Source organism: Dactylosporangium sp. NPDC000244, assembly GCF_040300725.1.
Classification (GTDB): domain Bacteria; phylum Actinomycetota; class Actinomycetes; order Mycobacteriales; family Micromonosporaceae; genus Dactylosporangium.
This window is the reverse complement of sequence record NZ_JBEPEH010000024.1, coordinates 97266-116305: the sequence shown is the minus strand read 5'-3', so window position 1 is coordinate 116305 and position 19040 is coordinate 97266. Positions and strand designations below refer to the sequence as shown.

Below are 19040 nucleotides of genomic sequence, written 5' to 3'. Positions count from 1 at the left end.
CGGTGACCCGGTACGTCCTGGGGCGGGTCGGCCAGGCGGTCGCCGTGCTGTGGGCCGCGTTCACGCTGACCTTCGCGATCCTGTACCTGCTGCCCAGCGACCCGATGCAGCTGCAGCTGGCCGCGGCCGGCATCCAGCAGGACAGCCTGGACCCGCAGCAGCTGGCCGCGATGCGGCACCGGTTCGGGCTGGACGAGTCGATCTGGGCGCAGTACTGGCACCACCTGGCCGGCACCCTGCACGGCGACTTCGGGCTCTCGCTCAGCCAGGGCGTGCCGGTCACCGAGCTCATCGGCCAGCGCTTCGGCCAGACCCTGCTGCTGAGCGTGAGCGCGGCCGCGGTGTCCCTGGTGGCCGGCTCCGCGCTGGCCTACCTGGCGACGTTCGCCCGCTGGAACCCGCTGCGGATCGCCCTTACCCGGCTGCCCGCGCTCGGCGCCTCGTTCCCGCAGTTCTTCGTCGCCCTGTTCCTCATCCAGTTCTTCTCCTTCCAGCTGGGCTGGCTGCCGGCGACCGGCACCCAGGGCGCGGCGTCGCTCGTGATGCCGGTCGCCACCATCTCGGTCCTGACCTCCTCGGTGCTGGCGCAGGTGCTCATCAAGACCTTCGACGAGACCCTGCGCCAGCCCTACATCGCCACCGCCCGGGCCAAGGGCCTGTCCCGCTCGGCGGTGCACCTGCGCCACGCCTTCCGCAACGCCGCGCTCCCGGCGATGACGATCCTCGGCGTGATCGTCGGCCTCACCGTGACGAGCTCGATCGTCGTGGAGACGGTGTTCACCCGGGAGGGCCTGGGCAACCTGGCTCAGCAGGCCGTCCTTTCCCAGGACGTCCCGGTCGTACTGGCCGTGGTCACCATCGCCGCGACCATCTTCGTGCTCGTCAACCTCGTCGTGGACCTGATCTACCCGCTGCTGGACCCGCGCATCTCCTACACCAAGGGGGCCGCGCTGTGACCACGCAACTGCTGCGCAAACCGCTGTTCCTGATCGCGGCCCTCTACGTGCTGTTCGTGGTCATCTCGGCGTTCCGGCCGCGCTGGTTCACCGGCGCGGACCCCTACGACACGCACCCCGAGTCGGCGATCCTCCCACCGAGCGGGAGCCATCTGTTCGGCACCGACAGCTACGGGCGCGACCTGTGGACCCGCATGCTCTACGGCTCGCCGCTGACCATCGAGGCCACGCTGGTCGCCCTGGGCATCGCCCTCGTCGCCGGGCTCACCCTCGGCATCGTCGCCGGCTTCTTCGGCGGCGCCACTGACGCGCTGCTCATGCGGATCATCGACGTGCTGCTGGCCATCCCGGGCCTACTGCTCGCCCTGTCCATCGTCACCGCCCTGGGCTACGGCACCATGCCGGTCGCGGTGGCCGTCGGCGTCGGCATCGTGCCCGGCTTCGCCCGCACCACCCGGGCCGAGGTGCTGCGGGTCAAGACGCTGCCCTACGTGGAGGCGGCCCGCGCCGCGGGCGCGTCCTGGTCGCGGGTGCTGCTGCGGCACATCCTGCCCAACTCGTGGGGCCCGGTCGCGGTCCTCGCGGTTCTCGACGGCGGCGTGGCCATCATCGCCATCGCGTCGCTGAGCTTCCTCGGCTTCGGCGCGGCCCCACCGGCCGCCGAGTGGGGCACGCTCATCGCCGACGGCCGCAACTACCTCGTGACGGCGTGGTGGCTCAGCCTGCTGCCCGGCCTGTTCGTCGCGCTGCTCGTGCTCAGCCTGAACCACATCTCCAAGACCATGCAGGAGTTGACGCGGTGACCACGGACGCGCTCGTCGAGGTACGGGGCCTCGACATCGGCTACACCCGGCACCGGCGGATCACGCCGGCGGTCAGCGGGCTCGACCTGACCGTCGGCGCCGGCGAGATCGTGGCGATCGTCGGCGAATCGGGATCCGGCAAGACCACGACCGCCAACGCGCTCATCGGGCTGCTGCCGGCCAACGGGCGGATCACCGGCGGTTCCGCGCTGGTCGCCGGCGTGCAGATCGCCGGGGCGCGGGAGCGCACGCTGCGGCGGCTGCGCGGCTCGGTGGTCGGGCTCATCCCGCAGGACCCGATGGTCGGCCTCAACCCGACCAAGCGGATCGGCGCGCAGGTGGCCGAGGCGTGCGGGGCGGAGCAGGTGCACCACTTCCTCGACAAGGCCGGCGTGCCGGACCCGGAACTGCGGGCGCGGCAGTACCCGCACGAGCTCTCCGGCGGCCTGCGCCAGCGGGTGCTCATCGCGATCGCGCTGGCCGGGCGGCCGAAACTCATCATCGCCGACGAGCCCACCAGTGCCCTCGACGTCACCGTCCAGCGCCGCATCCTCGACCACCTCGGCGGCCTGGTCCGCGAGCAGGGCATCTCGCTGCTCGTCATCACCCACGACCTGGCCGTGGCCGCCGACCGGGCCGACCGGGTGGTGGTCATGCGGGACGGTCGCAAGGTCGACGAGGGCGAGCCGGGCACGATCCTGACCGACCCGCGGGTGCAGTACACCCGGGAGCTCATCGCCGCAGCCCCGCGGCTGGCCCACGGGGGCCGGGTGGAGGCCCGCTTCGACGTGCGCGGCGAGCCGGCGCCCGAGCCGATCCTGACCCTCACCGGGGTGCACAAGACGTTCGCCGTGGACGATCTGCGCCGCGGCCGGCGCGGCTTCAACGCCCTCGAGGACGTGAGCGTCACCGTGCCCCGCGGCCGGACCCACGCCCTCGTCGGCGAGTCCGGGTGCGGCAAGACCACGACCCTGCGCATCGCGCTCGGGCTCGAGGCGCCGACGAGCGGCTCGATCGTGCTCGACGGGACCGAGATCGCCGGGCGCGGCTGGAACCAGCTGCGGCCGCTGCGGCGCAAGGCCCAGCTCGTGCACCAGGACCCGTTCGCCGCCCTCGACCCGAGGTTCACCGTCCGGCAGTCGGTCACCGAGCCGCTGGTCGCGTTCAAGGTCGGCGACCGGCGCGAGCGCACCGCCCGGGCCCGCGAGCTGCTCGACCAGGTCGGGCTCCCGGCCGCGTATCTGGACCGGCTGCCCAGCGAGCTCTCCGGCGGCCAGCGCCAGCGGGTCGCGATCGCGCGCGCCCTGGCCCTGCGGCCGGACCTGCTGATGCTCGACGAGCCCGTCTCCGCGCTCGACGTCCTGGTACAGGACCAGATCCTGCGGCTGCTGGTCGAGCTGCAGCAGGCGCTCGGGCTGTCGTACCTGTTCGTCTCCCACGACCTCGCCGTCGTCGCCGACATCGCGCACACGGTGTCGGTCATGCGCGGCGGGCGGGTCGTCGAGGAGGGGCCGGCCGCGGAGGTCTTCGCGCATCCGCGGAGCCCGCACACCCGCGAGCTGCTCGACGCGGTGCCCGGCCGCGCGGCGGGCGTGCGTGTCTGAGCCGTGGCGGGCGCTGGCGGCCCAGTTCGCCGGCGCCCGCGCGCATCCCGGGCCGGCCGCCGTCGCCACCGTCACCGGGCTGGTCAACGGGGCCACCATGGTCGTCGGCGCGGCGGCCGTCGGCTGGGCCACCGACCACCTCGTGGTGCCGGCGCTGTCCGGCCGCCCGGTGCCGGCGTCGGCCTGGTGGATCAGCGCCCTGCTGATCCTGGGCATCTCCCTGGTCCGCTGGGCGACCATCTTCGTGCGCGGCGTCGCCACGGGACGGGTGCAGTACCGCGCCCAGGCCGACACCCGCCGCGCCGTGACCGGCCGCTATCTGCGCCTCGACCCCGACTGGCACCGCCGCCACCCGCCGGGCCGGCTCCTGGCCCACGCGGTGTCCGATGTGGATGCCCTCTGGTCGCCGATGCAGTTCGCGTACTTCGCCCTCGGCATGGTCTTCATGCTGCTGCTCGCGCTGGGGGAGCTGTTCGCCCGGGCCGTCGCCCTGGGGCTGGCCGGACTCGCCCTCGTGGTGCTCGTGCTCGGCCTCAACGTGCTCTACCAGCGCCGGCTCGCCCCGCGGGCCCGCGCCGCCCAGGCCGCCCGGGGTGTCGTCGGCACGATCGCCCACGAGTCGATCGAGGCCGGGCCGGTCGTGCGCAGCCTCGGGCTGGTCGCGGCCGAGGACGCCCGTTTCGCGCCCGCCGTCGAGGAGCTGCGGGGCGCGAACCTGCGTATCGCCGCCGTCGGCTCCGTCTTCGACCCGGTGCTGGAGCTGCTGCCGACCGCCGCCGTCCTGCTCGTGCTCGCGGTCGGGGCGCCCAGCGTCGGCGCGCTCGTCGGGGTCGTGTACCTCCTGATCACCATCGCCATCCCGCTCAACGTGATCAGCCGGTTCCTGTCGATGCTGCCCCTGTCCGGCGCCGGCCTGGCCCGCGTGCGCGCGGTGCTGGACGACCCGGGCGTGGACCGCTTCGGCGAGGCGCGGCTCGCGGGCACCGGCCCGCTGCGCGTCGAGCTGCGCGGGGCCGGGGTCACCCGCGACGGCCACCGGCTGCTCTCCGGCGTGGATCTCGTGCTGGAACCCGGGACGGTGACCGTCGTCGTCGGTACCGTCGGCGCCGGAAAATCCACCCTGCTCGGCCTCGCCGGCGGGCAGAGCCATCCGACCGCCGGCACGGTGCTCTTCGACGGCGTCGACGTCCGCGAGCTCGCCGAGGGTGTCGTGGCCGGGCACGTCGCCGTGGTCGCGCAGACGTCCTTCCTGTTCGCCGAGTCCGTCCGGGCCAACCTCGCGCTCGCCGGCCCGTTCACCGACGAGCAGCTCTGGGCCGCCCTGCGCCGGGTCGCCGCCGACGAGATCGTCCGCGGCCTGCCCGACGGGCTCGACACCGTCGTCGGCGAGCGCGGCGCCACGCTCTCCGGCGGCCAGCGGCAGCGCATCTGCCTCGCCCGCGCGGTGCTGCGCGAGCCGCGGCTGCTCGTGCTCGACGATCCGACCTCGGCGCTGGACGAGCGAGTGGAGCGCGAGGTGCTCAGCGCGCTGACCGGGCTGGAGGGCACGACGGTGCTGATGGCGACCAGCCGCCCGGCGGCGTCGGCGATCGCCGACCGCGTGGTGGTGCTGTCCCGTGCGGGGTGAGGGCTTCGCGCTCCTCGGCGGGCTCGCCCTGCTGGCCGGGGCCGGGCGGGTCGTCGCGCCGCTCAGCGTGCAGCACGCGATCGACGCCGGCCTGCGCCCGCACGTCGTCGGTCCCGCGGTCGCCGTCGGCGCCGCGGCGGTCGTGCTGGCCGGGACGGCGTCGATCCTGCTCAACCGGCGCCTGCACGCGCGGGTCGAGGGCGGGCTGGCGACGCTTCGCCGCGACGGCCTGCGCCGCGTGCACGAGATGGCCGCGAGCACCGCCGACCGGCTGCCCAGCGGTGACCTGACCACCCGGCTCACCAGCGACGTCGACCAGGTGACCACGTTCCTGCAGGGTGGCGGGGTCCAGTTCCTCACCAACGGCGCCCAGCTGCTCATCGCCACCGGCATCATGGTGGTGTACAGCTGGCGCCTCGCCCTGCCCGTGCTCGCCCTCGCCGCGCTCGTCCTCGGCGGGATGCTCGGCCTCCAGCGGGTGATCGCGCGCCGCTACGGCCGGGCCCGCCGGGACCTGTCGGCGCTGCAGACCGCGGTGACCGAGGCGGTCCTCGGCGCGCCGGTGATCCGGGCCACGGGCACCGCCGCCCGCACCCGGGACCGCCTCGGCGAGGCCGTCGACCGCGCCCGCGACAGCCTGGTGCACACGCTCGTCCCGCTGCACGCCAACGCCTCCCTCGGCGAGCTCGCGATCTCGACGATGACGGTGACCGTGCTGTTCGGCGGGGTCTGGTCGCGGCTCTCCCCGGGCGAGGTGGTGGCGATGGTGTTCCTCGTCGGCTTCTTCGTGCGCCCCCTGCAGTTTCTGGTGCAGAGCCTCGGCGAGGCCCAGAACGCGCTCACCGGCTGGCGGCGCGCGCTGGAGCTGGCGCGCACGCCCAGCGCCGCGGTCCGCGGCGGCGTCGCCCTGCCGCCGGGCGCGGTCGGTGTGTGCGTCGAGCGGGTCAGCGCCCGCTACGGCGACGGCCCGCTGGTGCTGCGCGACGTGACGGTCAGCATCGAGCCCGGCGAGCACGTCGCCGTGGTCGGGCGCACCGGCTCGGGCAAGTCCACGTTCGCGAAGCTGCTCACCCGCCGGCTGGAGCCGGCCGCGGGGACGATCCGGCTCGGCGGGGTGCCGCTGGACCGCCTCGACGACGCGTCCCTGGCCGGCCGGGTCGTCATCGTGCCGCAGGACCCGTTCCTGTTCGACGGCACCGTGGGCGAGAACATCAGGCTCGGCTGCCCGGCCGCGACCGATGCCGACGCGGTGCGTGTCCTGCACGAGCTGGGCGTCGGCGACTGGTACGCGACCCTGCCCGACGGCCTCGCCACCGAGGTCGGCCTGCGCGGGGAGCGCCTCTCGGTCGGAGAGCGGCAGCTCGTCGCGCTCGCCCGCACCGCCCTGGCCGATCCGGACCTGGTGGTGCTGGACGAGGCGACCTCCGGCGTGGACCCGGCCACGGACGCGGCGGTCCAGCGCGCCCTGGCCGCGCTGACCCGCGGCCGGACCACGGTCTCGATCGCCCACCGCGGCCTGACCACGACGACCGCGGACCGGGTGCTCGTCTTCGACGCCGGGCACCTGCTCTAGTTGCTCGCCGCGGTGAAGTTCGTTTTCGTGGCTCGATGGCGGGGCATCACGCGATGCATGGATATGCGCAGCCGGTGGCGGCCGAGTCTCGTACCGCGGGCGTACGCCGCGTTCGTCGTCGGCCTGCGGTGGCTCATCGTGGGCGGGTGGGCCGCGGCCGCGGTGGCGTCGGTGGTCTATCTGCCGGCCGTCGGGCAAGGCGGCAGCGACCTCGAACAGCTCGTCTCCGCCGACAACCCGGCCGTGCGCAGCGAGCTGCGCTCGTTCGACAAGTTCGGGTTTCCGCTGCTCAGTCGCGTCGCCGTGGTCCAGCGCAACGCGGACGGGCTGTCGCAGGCGACGCAGGCCGAGGCGGTCGAGCGGGCCAAGGCGGTCAGCGAGGGGACGTACGGGGACGTGGGCCCGATCCGGGCGGCCGTTCCGGTCATGAACACGCTCGGGCTGTTCCCGGGCTCGGCCGAGGACGGCACCACGATCGTCACGCTGCTGTTCACCGATCCGGACGTGAACTTCGCGGGGCAGGTCCAGGCGGCGGAGCGGTTCGTCGCGGCGCACTACGGCGCCGGCGACTCGGTCGTGGGCATCACGGGTTCGGTACCGGCCCGCGTCGAGCAGGCGCGCATCGTGCAGTCGTCGGTGTCGCGGCTGGAGCTGATCACGGTCGCCGCCGTCTTCCTCATCGTGGCGGTCGCGTTCCGTTCGCTCGTCGCCCCGCTGGTCGCGCTCGGGGTGGCCGGCGTCGCCACCCTGCTGACGCTGCACGTGGGCGGGGCGCTGGCGTTGCGGCTCGGCGTACCGGTGCCGCAGGAAACACAGCCGCTGCTCGTCGCGCTGCTGCTCGGCGTGGTCACCGACTACGTGGTGTTCTACCTCTCGGCGGTCCGGCGCGGGCTCGGGGCCGGCGAGACGAGGCTGGACGCGGCCCGGGCCGCGACCGCGCGGTTCACGCCGATCATCGCGGTCGCGGGGCTGACCGCGGCGGCCGGTACCGGTGCGCTGATCGTCGCCGGCTCGCCCGCCTTCCGCGCGTTCGGGCCCGGGATGGCGCTGGCCATCCTCATCGGCGCCCTCGTGGCCGTCACGCTCGTGCCGGCCCTGCTGGCGATTCTCGGCCGCGCGGCGTTCTGGTCGCCGCTGCGGCCCAGGGCCACGCCGCCGCCGCGCCCCGTCGGCGGGCGCTGGTGGGCGCGGCTGCTGACCCGCCGCTGGTTCGCGCTGCCGGTGCTGCTGCTGTGCACCGCCGGGCTGGTCGTGGCCGCGCTGCCGCTGCAGCACATCAAGCTCGGGGTGTCGTTCGTCGAGGCGCTGCCGAAGGACCGTCCGGCCCGGGCGGCCGCGACCGCCGCCGAGACCGGGTTCGCCGACGGGATCCTCTCGCCCACGGAGGTACTGCTGGAAGGCGACGCCATCGCCGGGCGCAAGGCCGAGCTCGCCCAGCTCCAGCAGGCCCTCGCCCGCGAGCCCGGCGTCGCCGCGGTGGTCGGCCCGACCACGCCCAACCTGCCCGAGGGCTACAACGTGTTCCGCTCGTCCGACGGCGCCGCGGCCCGCTACCTGCTGATCCTCGCCGACGAGCCGCTCGGGGCCCGGGCCGTGGCCACCGTCGACCGGGTCCAGCGCGACCTGCCGGGGCTGCTCGCCGCCGCCGGTCTCGACGGCGCCCGGGCGAGCCTCGGCGGTGACACCGCGGTGGCCCGGGTCATCGTCGAGCAGACCACCGACGACCTGGGCCGGATCGCGATCGCCGCGCTACTGGCCAACCTGCTGTTCCTGATGCTCTTCCTGCGCGCGCTGGTCGCCCCTATCGGGCTGCTCGCGTGCAGCGTCCTCGCGATCGGCGCCACGCTCGGCCTGACCACGTGGCTGTTCCAGGACGTCCTGCACGCGGACGGGCTCACCTTCTACGTGCCGTTCGCGGCCGCCGTCCTGCTGGTCGCGCTCGGCTCCGACTACAACATCTTCGGCATCGGGCCGGCCTGGCGCGAGGCCCGCACCCGGCCGCTGCGCGAGGCCCTCGCGCTGACGCTGCCGCACTCGGCCAAGGCCATCCGCACCGCCGCGTTCACCCTGGCGGTGAGCTTCGGGCTGCTGCTCATCGTGCCGCTGCGCCCGTTCCGCGAGCTGGCGTTCGCCCTGTCCGTCGGCGTGCTGATCGACGCGTTCCTGGTGCGGTCGCTGCTCGCCCCGGCCCTGCTGAGCGTGCTGGGCTCCACGGTCGCCCCGGAGCCGGAGGCGTTCGAGCGCGCGGACGTGCCCGTCGGCTGAGGTCCGCGCGCCGGCGCCTCAGCCGGCGGCGGCCCCGGGGGCCACGCCCGCGGTGCGGATCCGCTCCGGCCCGGCCCGCAGCGTGGCCCAGACCACCTTGCCGTGCGCGGTCAGATGACTGCCCCAGGCGGTGGCCGCGGCGGAGACGATCCGCAGCCCGTTGCCGCGCAGGGGCGGCATCGGGTCGGCGTGCTTCGGCCAGAGGCGCAGCTTCGGCAGCCTCGGCAGGTCGTCCTCCACGGCGATGTGCAGCAGCCCGGCGCCGCGGCGCGTCAGCGTCACGGTGAACGGGGAGCCCGCGTGCTCGACCGCGTTCGTCGCCAGCTCCGACACGATCAGCCGCGCCGGGTACAGCACCTGGGGCAGGCCCCAGGTGCGGCAGGCGTCATCGACGACGCCGCGCGCCTTCGCCGCCGCCCGCAGGCTCGGCTGCAGCACCAGGCGGGCCTGGCCGAACGGCGGGGTGTTCGCCATGAGGTGACGCAGCGCCGCGGCCCGGTCGGCGTGGACCGGAATGCGCCGCGCCACAGCGCTGTAGTGCAGCCGCAGCGCCTGCGCCTCCCGCGCGACGACCAGCAACGGGACCGGGGGCTGGTGCACGGCGCTCTGCTGCTCGGCCAGCAGCACCGACGCGACCAGCTCGTGCTCGGCGTCCACCAGCCCGGCCAGGTCGAGAATGAGGGCGCGCGGTTGCTGGGTGAGCGACTTGCGGACCGCCGCCATGAAATCGACCCGCAGCTGCCAGGTCCAACGACCTTTGGCGGCGATATCGATCACTGCCAGGTCGACATTCTCGCGCACGGTGATTGCTGTTTCCAGCATCTCGGCTTCCTGGTCGGTTGGCCGCCGGATTCCGCGGAATCCGATTGAATCGCTGCGCAGTATTCGCCGAATCGGGGGAGAACGTCGAATAGCTGATGCAAACACGTTCCGTGGTCGATGTCAATGATGCGGCCCGACCGTCTTTTCGGGTGGGGCTCGGGGCCCTAGGTGCTTCTGGTCCGGCGGCTGACAGGGCGCCTGACGTTCGATTTGTACCGGAAATTCGGGAGGCCAAATGTCCGTTCGTTCAATTCATGAATCGTACGTCTGAACGACGGCCGACGAGTGACTGATCCGGTCAGTTCCAGAAGCCCTCGTGGACGGCGGTGGCGCCGTGGAGCGGGACGGGCCCGTCGACGGCGATCGGGCGGCCGCCGCGGGCGAAGACCTCGCGGCAGGGCAGGTGCAGGGGTGGTACACCCTCCTCCTCCGCGACCATCGTGGCCAGGTCGGCCTCGGAGAGCGCGAACACCACCCGGCCGATGCCCGACCAGTAGATGGCGCCGGCGCACATCGCGCACGGCTCGGTGCTGGTGAACAGCGTGCTGCCGGCCAGCACGGCCCGCTCCAGCCGCCCGGCGAGCCGGACGAGGTTGGTCTCCGCGTGACCGGTCGGGTCGGCGCCGGTGACGACGCTGTTGCGCGCCTCGAGCACCGTGCCGTCCGGCGTGACGAGCAGCGAGCCGAACGGGTGGTCGCCGCGCTCGCGGGCCTCCCACGCGAGGGCGACCGCCCGCTCGAGGTGGGCCGTGTCAGCCGCCGAGATCCCGCTCATGCGACCTGACTCTACCCACCCCGGCGGGCGGCCGGTGACCCCGCGCCGCCGCGCTTATCCGGCGGCGACCTTCGCGACGAAATCGGTCGTGTACGTCTTGGCGAGGTCGACGGTGTCCTTCTTGCCCTTCACGTTCGGCGAGAACTGGCTGAGCACCTCGAGCACGTTCTTGGCGCCCTCCGCCTTCATCGCGCCGTCGCCGTTGAACATGCCGATGCTGTCGGTCACCGCCTGCACGTACAGCTGCGGATTCCCGGCCGAGTACTCGGCCGGCATCTTCGCCGCGATTTCGTCCGGCTGGTGCGCCTTGATCCAGCGCAGGGTCTTCACGAACGCGTTGGCCAGCTTCTGTACCGCCTCCCGGTGCGACTGGACCCACGCGCAGTCCATGTAGAGGGAGCTGGCCGGGTACAGCCCGCCGAGGGCCGCGCGGGTGCCGGCCTCGGTGCGCATGTCCAGCAGGATCTTGCCCTTGCCGGTGCTGGTCAGCTGGGCGGCGGTCGGGTCGGTGGTCATGCCCGCGTCGATGCCGCCGTTGTCGATGGCCGCGATGAACGTCTGCCCGGCGCCGGCCTTGACCGTCGTGTAGTCGCCGTTGCTCAGCCCGCCCTTGGTAGCCAGGTACTGCGTCAGGAAGTCGGTCGACGAGCCGGAGCTGGTGATGCCGAGCTTGCGGCCCTTGAAGTCGGCCGGGCTCTTGATCTGGTCGGCCTTGTTCGCGGCCACGATCTCGACCTCGCCGGGCACGTCGGCCAGCTGGACCACGCTGACGATGCACTTGCCCTTGGTCTGCAGGTCGATGGTGTGGTCGTAGAAGCCCACGACGCCCTGCACGTCGCCGGAGATGAGGACGTTCTCGGCGGTGGCCCCGGAGGGCTCGGTCAGCAGCTGCACGTCGAGCCCCTCGGCCTTGAAGTAGCCGAGCTGCTCGGTCAGCTTGGCCGGCAGGTAGATCACCTTGTCGATGCCGCCGACCATGATCTTCACCTGGGTCGGCGTCTGCGCCTGGCCCGTCTGGTCGGGCGCGGTGCCCCGGCAGCCGGCGAGGAGCAGGGCGGCACAGCAGACGGCCGCCGACAACTTACGCATGTGCGTCTCCTTGGGTGTGGGTTGGCGGGCGCCACCGCAGCAGCCGGCGCTCGAGCAGGGTCAGGAGCCACTCGGCGAGCAGGGCGATGACGGTGATGATGATCATTCCGGCGTAGATGCCGGCCGCGTCGAACGTGCCCTGGGCGTTGGCGATGAGCAGCCCGAGGCCCTTGTCGGCCCCGGCGTACTCGCCTACGACCGCGCCGATGAGCGCGAACCCGAACGCGGCGTGCAACGAGGCGAAGATCCACGACATGGCGCTGGGCACCACGATCGAGGTGAGCAGCTGGATGCGGGAGGCGCCCAGGATGCGGGCGTTGTTCACGAGGTTGCGGTCGACCTCGCGGGCGCCCTGGAAGGCGTTGAAGAAGACCGCGAAGAACACGAGCACGACAGCGGTCGCGACCTTCGACGTCAGGCCGAGCCCGAACCAGATGACGAACAGCGAGGCGAGCACGATCCGCGGTACGGCGTTGGCGGCCTTGATGAAAGGGGCCGCGACGTCGGCGACGAACCGGGCCCGGCCGAGCAGGATGCCCAGCAGCACCCCGCCGACGGCGCCGATGACGAACCCGAACACCGTCTCCTCGAGCGTGATCGCGATCTGCGTCCACACCGAGCCGAACGCGGTGCCCTTGGTGAACCAGTCGCCGAGCCGCTCCCAGATGGCCGACGGCTTGGAGTAGAAGAACGGGTCGATCCAGTGGGTCGCGGCCAGCTCCCAGGTGCCGAGCCATACGGCGACGACGGCGAGCCGGACCGCCCACATGACGAGCGTTCGGCGCTCACGCACGGCCGCTCGCCTCCGCCCGGGCTCGCTCGACCTCTTCGCGCAGGCTGTCCCAGATCTCGCGGTAGGTCTCGACGAAGGCGGGCGTCAGGCGGATCTCCTCGACGCGGCGCGGCCGGGGCAGTGGCACGTCGAAGATCCCCTTGACCGTCGCCGGGCTGGACGTCATGACGACCACCCGGTCGGCGAGCGCGATCGCCTCCTCGAGGTCGTGGGTGACGAACACGACCGCGGCGCCGGTGCCCTGCCACAGGCGCAGCAGCTCGTCCTGCATCAGGGCCCGCGTCTGGACGTCGAGCGCGCTGAACGGCTCGTCCATGAGCAGGATGCGCGGCTCGTTGACGAGCGTCTGGGCCAGCGCGACCCGTTTGCGCATCCCGCCCGAGAGCTGGTGCGGGTAGTACCGCTCGAACGCGGCGAGCCCGACCCGCTCGACCCAGACGGCGGCCCGGCCGCGGGCCTCGGCCTTGCCCGCGCCGCGGTAGCGGGGGCCCGCGGCGACGTTGTCGAGGACCGAGCGCCAGGGCAGCACGGCATCGGACTGGAACATATAGCCGACACCGTCGGGGATGCCGCGCACGGCGGCCCCGTCGACCTCGACCTCGCCGCTGGACGGCGGCTCCAGGCCGGAGACGAGTGACAGCGTCGTGGACTTGCCGCAGCCGGTCGGGCCGACGACGGCGACGAATTCGCCTGCCTCAACGGTGAAGGTGAGATCCCGGACGGCGGTGTGGGGTGTGCCACCGGCGCCCGGGAAGCGCTTGGTGGCGTGGCGCAACGCGATTACGCTCATGGCAGGGACGGTAGGGATCGGCGCGGCCGCCGCGAATCCTTGCGAGCGTTGTGGAGGCAGGCCGCGTAAGCCGCGTATTGCGCGTTTTGCTCACAGGGCCGATCGGGCCCCTCCGGCGGTACGCTCCCGTCATGTTTCGGCTGCGTTACGCCCCGTTCGCCCGGCAGGCCTTCGCCCTGCAGGCCGGCGTGCTGGTCGTCGTGGTAGGTGTCGGCTTCGCCCTCGTCGGCTGGCTCTTCGACGGGGAGCTGACCCAGCAGTACGGCACCCGCGCCCTCGCCGTCGCGCACACCCTCGCCGCCGACCCCGCGATCGCGGCCGCGGCCGCCGCCGACGACCCCGGGGGCGTGCTGCCCGCGCGGGCGGAGGCCGCGAAGATCGCCAGCGGTGCGCTGTTCGTGGTCATCACCAACCGCCGGGGCATCCGCCTGGCCCACCCGAACCCCGACCGCATCCACGAGCCCGTCAGCACCGACCCGTCGGAGGTCCTGGCCGGGCACGACACCATCAACGTCGAGCAGGGCACGCTCGGGCTGTCCGCCCGCGGCAAGACGCCCCTGCGCGACGCCGCCGGGGCGATCGTCGGCGAGGTCAGCGTCGGCTTCCGCATCGAGGACGTCCGCGAGAAGGTCGTTCGCGAGCTGGCGTTCGCCGCGCTCTTCGCCGGCGGCGCGCTGCTGCTCGGGTTCGTCGGCTCGGCGCTGCTGTCGCGGCGGCTCAAGCGGCTCACCCTCGGCCTCGAGCCGCACGAGCTCGCCGAGCTGGTGCAGGAGCGGGAGGCGGTGCTGCACGGCATCAGCGAGGGCGTCGTGGCCGTGGGCACCGACGGCCGTGTGTCGGTCTGCAACGGCGAGGCGGTGCGGCTCCTCGGCGACTCGGAGGGCGGCCTGGACCTGCCGCCCGCGCTGCGGGAAGCGCTCGATCGGCGCCTTCCGGTCGACAACGTCATCACCGTCGCCAACGACCGGGTGCTCGTCGCGAACTATCGCGCGGTGCGCCGCGACGACCGCGACCTCGGCGGGGTGCTCACCCTGCGGGACCGGACCGACCTGGAGAACATCACGCGGGAGCTGGAGAGCGTGCGCACGCTGAGCACCGCGCTGCGCGCCCAGCGCCACGAGTTCGCGAACCGGCTGCACGTCCTGTCCGGGCTGCTGCAGAACGGGCACAGCGGGGAGGCGCTGGAGTTCCTGCACGCCGTCTCGGACACCGCCGCCCCCGCGTCCGGGCGCACCGTCGACGACCCGTACCTGCAGGCCTTCATCGACGCCAAGAGCGCCGAGGCCGCCGAGAAGGACGTGCGGCTCGCGCTGGCCGACACCAGCTGGGTCGGCACCCGGGTCACCGCGCCGGTCGAGGTCACCACCGTGCTCGGCATCCTCGTCGACAACGCCCTCGAGGCCGCCCGGCGCGGAGCCCGCCGCCCCGCCTGGGTCGACGTGGCCCTGCTGGAGGACGGCACGACGCTGCACATCTCGGTCGTCGACTCCGGCGACGGCGTCCCGCCCGGCCTCGCCGAGCGCATCTTCGACTCCGGCGTGTCCACCAACGGCGAGGACGGCCGCGGCATCGGCCTGGCCCTCGCCCGGCAGGCGGCCCGGCGCCTCGGCGGGGACGTGCGCCTGGCCGGCGCCGTGCACGACGACCACGGCGCCGTGTTCGAGGCGCGGCTGCCCGCGGCCCTGCAGCCGGCGGCGAGGCCCGCGTGACGATCCGGGTCCTCGTGGTCGAGGACGACTTCCGCGTCGCCCGAGTGCACCTCGACTTCGCCCACCGCGTCGACGGGTTCGCGGTCACGGCGACCGCGCGCACCGCGGCCGAGGCCCGGCGCGTGCTCGCCGCGAAGCCGATCGACCTCGTGCTGCTCGACGTGTACCTGCCCGACGAGTCCGGCCTCGACCTGCTCGCCGAGCTGGCCGCCGACGCCATCATGCTCACCGCCGCGTCGGACGCCGCCACGGTGCGGGCCGCCTACGCCCGGGGCGCGCTGAACTACCTCGTGAAGCCGTTCACCGCCGAGCAGCTGGCCGACCGTCTCACGGCGTACCGGCACTACCGCGCGCTGGTGGCCGCCGAGCGCACGCTGACCCAGGCCGAGATCGACCGTTGCTGGCGCGTGCTGCACGACGGCGACCGCCCGGCCGCGCCCAAGGGCCAGTCCGCGGTCACCGTCCGGCTGGTGAGCGAGGCCCTGCGCGGCGCGGGCCGGCCGCGCACGGCCGCCGAGGTGGCCGACGAGCTCGGCATCTCCCGCGCGACCGCCCAGCGCTACCTGGCCGCCCTGGCCCGCGACGGCATCGCCGAGGTCCAGCTCCGCTACGGCGTCACCGGCCGCCCGGAGCACCAGTACCGCTGGGCCTCGGTCACTTCGAGCACATGAGCGCGAAGGCGTTCGGCAGCCGGCCCCGGAACGCGGCGGCGTCGAGGCCTCCCGCGCGCCAGAACGGCTCGGCGTACTCGGACAGATGCCGCACGGTCAGCCCCGCGTCGACGACGGCGGTGACGATCTCGCCGAGCGTCCACAGCCACACCGTCGCACCCTCGCCCGGGAAGGTGTCGCTGGCGTAGGTGCGCTCGAAGTAGCCGCGGTTCGCCCGGATCCGGGGCTCGTCGACGTCCCAGGTCCACAGTGGATGCGCCGGATGCTCCTCGTAGACGAACAGATGCCCGGAGGGCCGCAGCAGCCGCGCCGCGTCACGGGCCCACGCCTGGATGTCGGGCTGCCAGATGAGCGCGCCCTTGCCCGTGTAGACGAGGTCGGCGCAGCCGCTGCGCAGCGGTGCTCGCGGCGCGGCCGCGACCACGTACGCGCACGGCAGCCCGAGCGCGTCGGCCCGCCGCTGCGCCGCCCCGGCCGTGGTCTCGCTGTAGTCGACACCGATCACGCGCCGCGCGCCCCCCTGGACGAGGGCGATGTCGTCGAGGCCGTGCCCGCTCTGCAGGTGCACGACGTCGGGGGAGTCCCGCAGCAGCGGCGCGAGAAGCTCGGCCTCGGCCGGGAACAGCGACGAGCCGGCACGGGCCTGCCGCAGCAGGTCGTCGTGCTCGTCGACGTACTTGCGCGCGGCCTTCTCCCAGATCGCCCGGTTGGCCCGCGTCAGCGGATCCATGTGGTGCACCTCCTCGCCCGCGCCATGGTGAACGCTATGGAACGGAGATCAATCGCAGCGACCAACGCATGGAGAACCATCCATCATCTCGCAGCGTCGCCGCCAGCCTTTTTCCGTCCGGCGTGAAAGCGCCGCCACGGTAGTCGCCCCTCGCCACGCTCCGGAACAGTCCATCTTCCAGCGACCAGAGGCCCGAACTCCCGTTGACCTTGCCGGCGACGATTCGGTTCCAGGGAATTGCCACAGGGCATCACCAGCCCGAGCTCGTGATCGCTCATCGCCACAAGCGCCTTGATCGAAGGATGCTCCTCGGCCGGACGAAGGCAGTCGGGCGATTGAACGCGTCGACCTGGTCTGCGGCCGATCGCCGTCACCAGGTGACCGGGAACGCCTCCATCCCCGCGTTGAACCGCTCGTTGCGCCACGCGATGTCCGTGACCGGCACCGCCGGCGCCAGGCCGGGGAACCGGTGCAGCAGCGACCCGATCGCCACCTCGATCTCCATGCGCCCGAGCGCCCCGCCCAGGCAGAAGTGCGCCCCGTACCCCTGCGACAGATGCGGATTCGGCGAGCGCCCGATGTCGAACACGCCGGGCTCGGCGAACTGCCGCGGGTCGCGGTTCGCCGCCGCGGGCAGGGCCATCACGCAGTCGCCGGCGCTGATGCGGACCCCGGCCAGCGAGACGTCCTCGAGGGCCGTCTGCACCCGGAACATGTTGCTGTGCACCGAGTACCGCAGCATCTCCTCGACCGCCCCCGGCATCCGCGACGGGTCCGCGCGCAGCAGCGCCAGCTGGTCCGGGTGCTCGAACAGGGTGCGCAGCCCGGAGGCGATCGAGTTGATCTCCCGGCCGCCGCGCAGGACCGTCGCGGCAAGGTCGGCGATCTCCGGTGTGGAGAGCGGGGTCGCGAGCCACGCCGACACGAGGTCGTCGCCGGGTTCGGCGCGGCGCGCGTTCACCAGGTCCTTGAAGTAGGCGTCCAGGGCCGCCTGCGCGGCGCGCCCGGCGGGGGAGTCGAAGGCGGTCACGGACAGGATCGCCGAGGCCCACTCGTCGAAGCGGCGCTCGTCCGTCGCGGGCACGCCGAGCAGCTCGCAGATCACGAGCACGGGCAGGGGCTTCACCAGCGCCGTCATCAGGTCGGCCGGGCGGCCCCGCGCGACCATCGCGTCCAGGAGCCGGTCCGTCAGCGACCGGACCCGCGGCCGGTAGCCCTCGACCGCGCGCGGACCGAAGGCGCGGGCGGCCACCCGGCGCAGCGACGCGTGGTCCGGCCCGTCGCTGCGCAGCGTTCGGCTCCCGGGCGGGCGCCCGTTCGGGCAGGCGGCGACGGTCCCGGACGGCCCGTTGCCGAAGCGGGCGAACCGCGGATCGGCCAGCACCGTGCACACCTGCTCGTAGCCGAGCACCAGCCAGCACGGGCGGCCGTCGGGGAGCCGGACTTGGCTGACCGGCTCGTCCACGACCATGCGGAGCACCTCGTCGGGCAGCCGGCCCCGGAACGGCTCGAACGGATAGTCCCTCATCGCGTGCGCAGTACCTTTGCGATCATCGCCGGGCTGGTCAGCGCCGCCGGGTCCATGATCAGGTGCTGGACCGAGGTGAAGACCCGCCGGACGTCCGGGTTTCGCATGGACGCGAGCTGGACGCGCCGGGCGTAGGCGTTGAGCAGCCCGGCCCCGAGCGGCCGGGCGCCCTCGGTCTGCGGGTAGGCGAAGTCGCCGCCGGAGGCGAACCGCCACGGCGTCGCGACGATCCGCGCCGCCCGCCGGAAGTAGTCGAGGCTCAGCGCCGCCGTCACCGCGGTGTGGCGCTCCAGCAGGTCGCCGAGCTCGACCGCCTCGACGGCAGCGCAGGTCATCCCCTGGCCGTAGATCGGGTTGAAGCTGCACACGGCGTCGCCGAGCGCGAGATAGCCGGCCGGGACGCCGCGCAGCCGCTCGAAGTGGCGGCGCCGGCTGACCGGGAGCGTGCACACGGTGAGGTCGCTGAGGGCCTCGCCGTCCGCCACGATGCTCGCGAGGCCGGGGTGCGGCAGGGCGGCGGCGTGCGCGGCGAACGCCGTCTCGTCGCGCGGGAAGGCGTTGTGCCAGCCGCCCAGCGACACCACCCAGCGATCGCCCTCGACGGGCAGGGCCAGCCCGGCCCGCAGCTGCGCGGGCGGGTCGGGCAGGGCGAACGCGGCCCGCGCGTCGCCGAGGTCGTCGGGCCGGCGACGGTACAGCCGGGTCGCGTAGCCGACGCCGATCTTCATCTCGGTGACGTGGGGCACCGGGTGGCCCAGGTCCCGCAGCCACTGCTGGGACCGGCCGCCCCGGCCGCTGCAGTCGGCCACGAGGTCGGCGGCGAGCACCGTGTCGTCGTCGAGCCGTACGCCGGCGATCCGCTCGCCGTCGCCGACGAGGGCGGCCACGGCGACCCCGGTGCGCAGCTCGACGCCGGCGAGCGCCCGCACCCGGCGCCGCACGGCGCGTTCGAGCAGGGGCCGGCTCGCCGTCACGAGCCGCAGCTCGGTGCGCACCCGCGGCCAGATCGCGCCGAAGCGGGAGAAGGCCAGGCCCAGGCCCGGATCGAACTCGGCCGCGCCGGCGGCCACGAGCTCGGCCATGAGGCCGGGGAACAGCGCGTCCAGGGCCCGCTGCCCGGCGACGAGCAGCACGTGCCCGTGCCCGCCCTGGGGCACGCCCCGGCGGGGTTCGGTGTCGTCGGCGAGCTCGTCGCGCTCGATGACGACGACGCGCTCGAAGTGCCCGGCGAGCGCGCGGGCCGCGGCCAGCCCGGCCAGGCTGCCGCCGATGACGACCGCGCTCTCGTGTCTCATAGGAGCCCTT

At 73.7% G+C, this 19040-nt stretch carries 16 protein-coding genes; 8 read left to right on the top strand and 8 right to left on the bottom strand.

Annotated features, from left to right (window positions below; all coding sequences use genetic code 11):
* Nucleotides 1-2 precede the first annotated feature (2 nt).
* Genes ABT369_RS32135 through ABT369_RS32110 form a run of 6 tightly spaced genes read left to right on the top strand, consistent with a single transcriptional unit; the run spans nucleotide 3 to nucleotide 8828 of the window.
* On the top strand, nucleotides 3-956 hold the full coding sequence (locus ABT369_RS32135) for an ABC transporter permease (RefSeq protein ID WP_350617670.1): 954 nt from the start codon (nucleotides 3-5) through the stop codon (nucleotides 954-956).
* Entirely contained in the window at nucleotides 953-1759 is an 807-nt protein-coding gene (locus ABT369_RS32130; protein ID WP_350617669.1) for an ABC transporter permease, read from the top strand. The genes ABT369_RS32135 and ABT369_RS32130 overlap by 4 nt, the downstream gene beginning before the upstream one ends.
* Nucleotides 1756-3363, top strand: coding sequence for a dipeptide ABC transporter ATP-binding protein (locus ABT369_RS32125; protein WP_350617668.1), 1608 nt, complete (start codon nucleotides 1756-1758; stop codon nucleotides 3361-3363). The genes ABT369_RS32130 and ABT369_RS32125 overlap by 4 nt, the downstream gene beginning before the upstream one ends.
* Nucleotides 3356-4990 (top strand): ABC transporter ATP-binding protein, encoded by a 1635-nt coding sequence (locus tag ABT369_RS32120; RefSeq protein WP_350617667.1) that lies wholly within the window; start codon nucleotides 3356-3358, stop codon nucleotides 4988-4990. Before ABT369_RS32125 ends, ABT369_RS32120 begins: the two co-directional genes overlap by 8 nt.
* Nucleotides 4980-6563, top strand: a complete 1584-nt coding sequence (locus ABT369_RS32115; RefSeq protein WP_350617666.1) for an ABC transporter ATP-binding protein — start codon at nucleotides 4980-4982, stop codon at nucleotides 6561-6563. Before ABT369_RS32120 ends, ABT369_RS32115 begins: the two co-directional genes overlap by 11 nt.
* Nucleotides 6564-6620: 57 nt before the next feature.
* Nucleotides 6621-8828, top strand: coding sequence for an MMPL family transporter (locus ABT369_RS32110; protein WP_350617665.1), 2208 nt, complete (start codon nucleotides 6621-6623; stop codon nucleotides 8826-8828).
* An 18-nt stretch (nucleotides 8829-8846) separates the two neighbouring features.
* On the opposite strand, the gene ABT369_RS32105 is transcribed toward ABT369_RS32110, so the two are convergent.
* From ABT369_RS32105 to ABT369_RS32085, 5 genes are all read right to left on the bottom strand, one after another.
* Nucleotides 8847-9650, bottom strand: a complete 804-nt coding sequence (locus ABT369_RS32105) for an ATP-binding protein (RefSeq protein WP_350617664.1) — start codon at nucleotides 9648-9650, stop codon at nucleotides 8847-8849.
* A 298-nt stretch (nucleotides 9651-9948) separates the two neighbouring features.
* Nucleotides 9949-10425, bottom strand: coding sequence for a nucleoside deaminase (locus ABT369_RS32100; RefSeq protein ID WP_350617663.1), 477 nt, complete (start codon nucleotides 10423-10425; stop codon nucleotides 9949-9951).
* Between the two features lie 54 nt (nucleotides 10426-10479).
* Nucleotides 10480-11514, bottom strand: a complete 1035-nt coding sequence (locus ABT369_RS32095; protein WP_350617662.1) for an ABC transporter substrate-binding protein — start codon at nucleotides 11512-11514, stop codon at nucleotides 10480-10482.
* Complete coding sequence (locus ABT369_RS32090; protein WP_350617661.1) at nucleotides 11507-12307, bottom strand: ABC transporter permease; 801 nt, start codon at nucleotides 12305-12307, stop codon at nucleotides 11507-11509. Before ABT369_RS32090 ends, ABT369_RS32095 begins: the two co-directional genes overlap by 8 nt.
* Complete coding sequence (locus tag ABT369_RS32085) at nucleotides 12300-13097, bottom strand: ABC transporter ATP-binding protein (RefSeq protein WP_350617660.1); 798 nt, start codon at nucleotides 13095-13097, stop codon at nucleotides 12300-12302. Before ABT369_RS32085 ends, ABT369_RS32090 begins: the two co-directional genes overlap by 8 nt.
* 131 nt (nucleotides 13098-13228) lie before the next feature.
* On the opposite strand from ABT369_RS32085, the gene ABT369_RS32080 reads away from it, so the two are divergent.
* Together ABT369_RS32080 and ABT369_RS32075 are read left to right on the top strand one after the other, a co-directional pair.
* Nucleotides 13229-14806: a sensor histidine kinase gene (locus ABT369_RS32080; RefSeq protein ID WP_350617659.1), complete on the top strand. Its 1578-nt coding sequence runs from the start codon at nucleotides 13229-13231 to the stop codon at nucleotides 14804-14806.
* On the top strand, nucleotides 14803-15477 hold the full coding sequence (locus tag ABT369_RS32075; RefSeq protein ID WP_350617658.1) for a response regulator: 675 nt from the start codon (nucleotides 14803-14805) through the stop codon (nucleotides 15475-15477). The genes ABT369_RS32080 and ABT369_RS32075 overlap by 4 nt, the downstream gene beginning before the upstream one ends.
* Here ABT369_RS32075 and ABT369_RS32070 read toward each other — a convergent pair.
* The 3 genes from ABT369_RS32070 to ABT369_RS32060 all read right to left on the bottom strand — a co-directional run bounded on the left by ABT369_RS32070 (nucleotide 15461) and on the right by ABT369_RS32060 (nucleotide 19030).
* Nucleotides 15461-16207 (bottom strand): class I SAM-dependent methyltransferase, encoded by a 747-nt coding sequence (locus ABT369_RS32070; protein WP_350617657.1) that lies wholly within the window; start codon nucleotides 16205-16207, stop codon nucleotides 15461-15463. The genes ABT369_RS32075 and ABT369_RS32070 overlap by 17 nt on opposite strands.
* A gap of 370 nt (nucleotides 16208-16577) precedes the next feature.
* A complete protein-coding gene (locus tag ABT369_RS32065) occupies nucleotides 16578-17735 on the bottom strand; it encodes a cytochrome P450 (protein WP_350617656.1) in 1158 nt (385 codons plus the stop codon).
* Nucleotides 17732-19030, bottom strand: a complete 1299-nt coding sequence (locus tag ABT369_RS32060; RefSeq protein ID WP_350617655.1) for an NAD(P)/FAD-dependent oxidoreductase — start codon at nucleotides 19028-19030, stop codon at nucleotides 17732-17734. Before ABT369_RS32060 ends, ABT369_RS32065 begins: the two co-directional genes overlap by 4 nt.
* Nucleotides 19031-19040 lie beyond the last annotated feature (10 nt).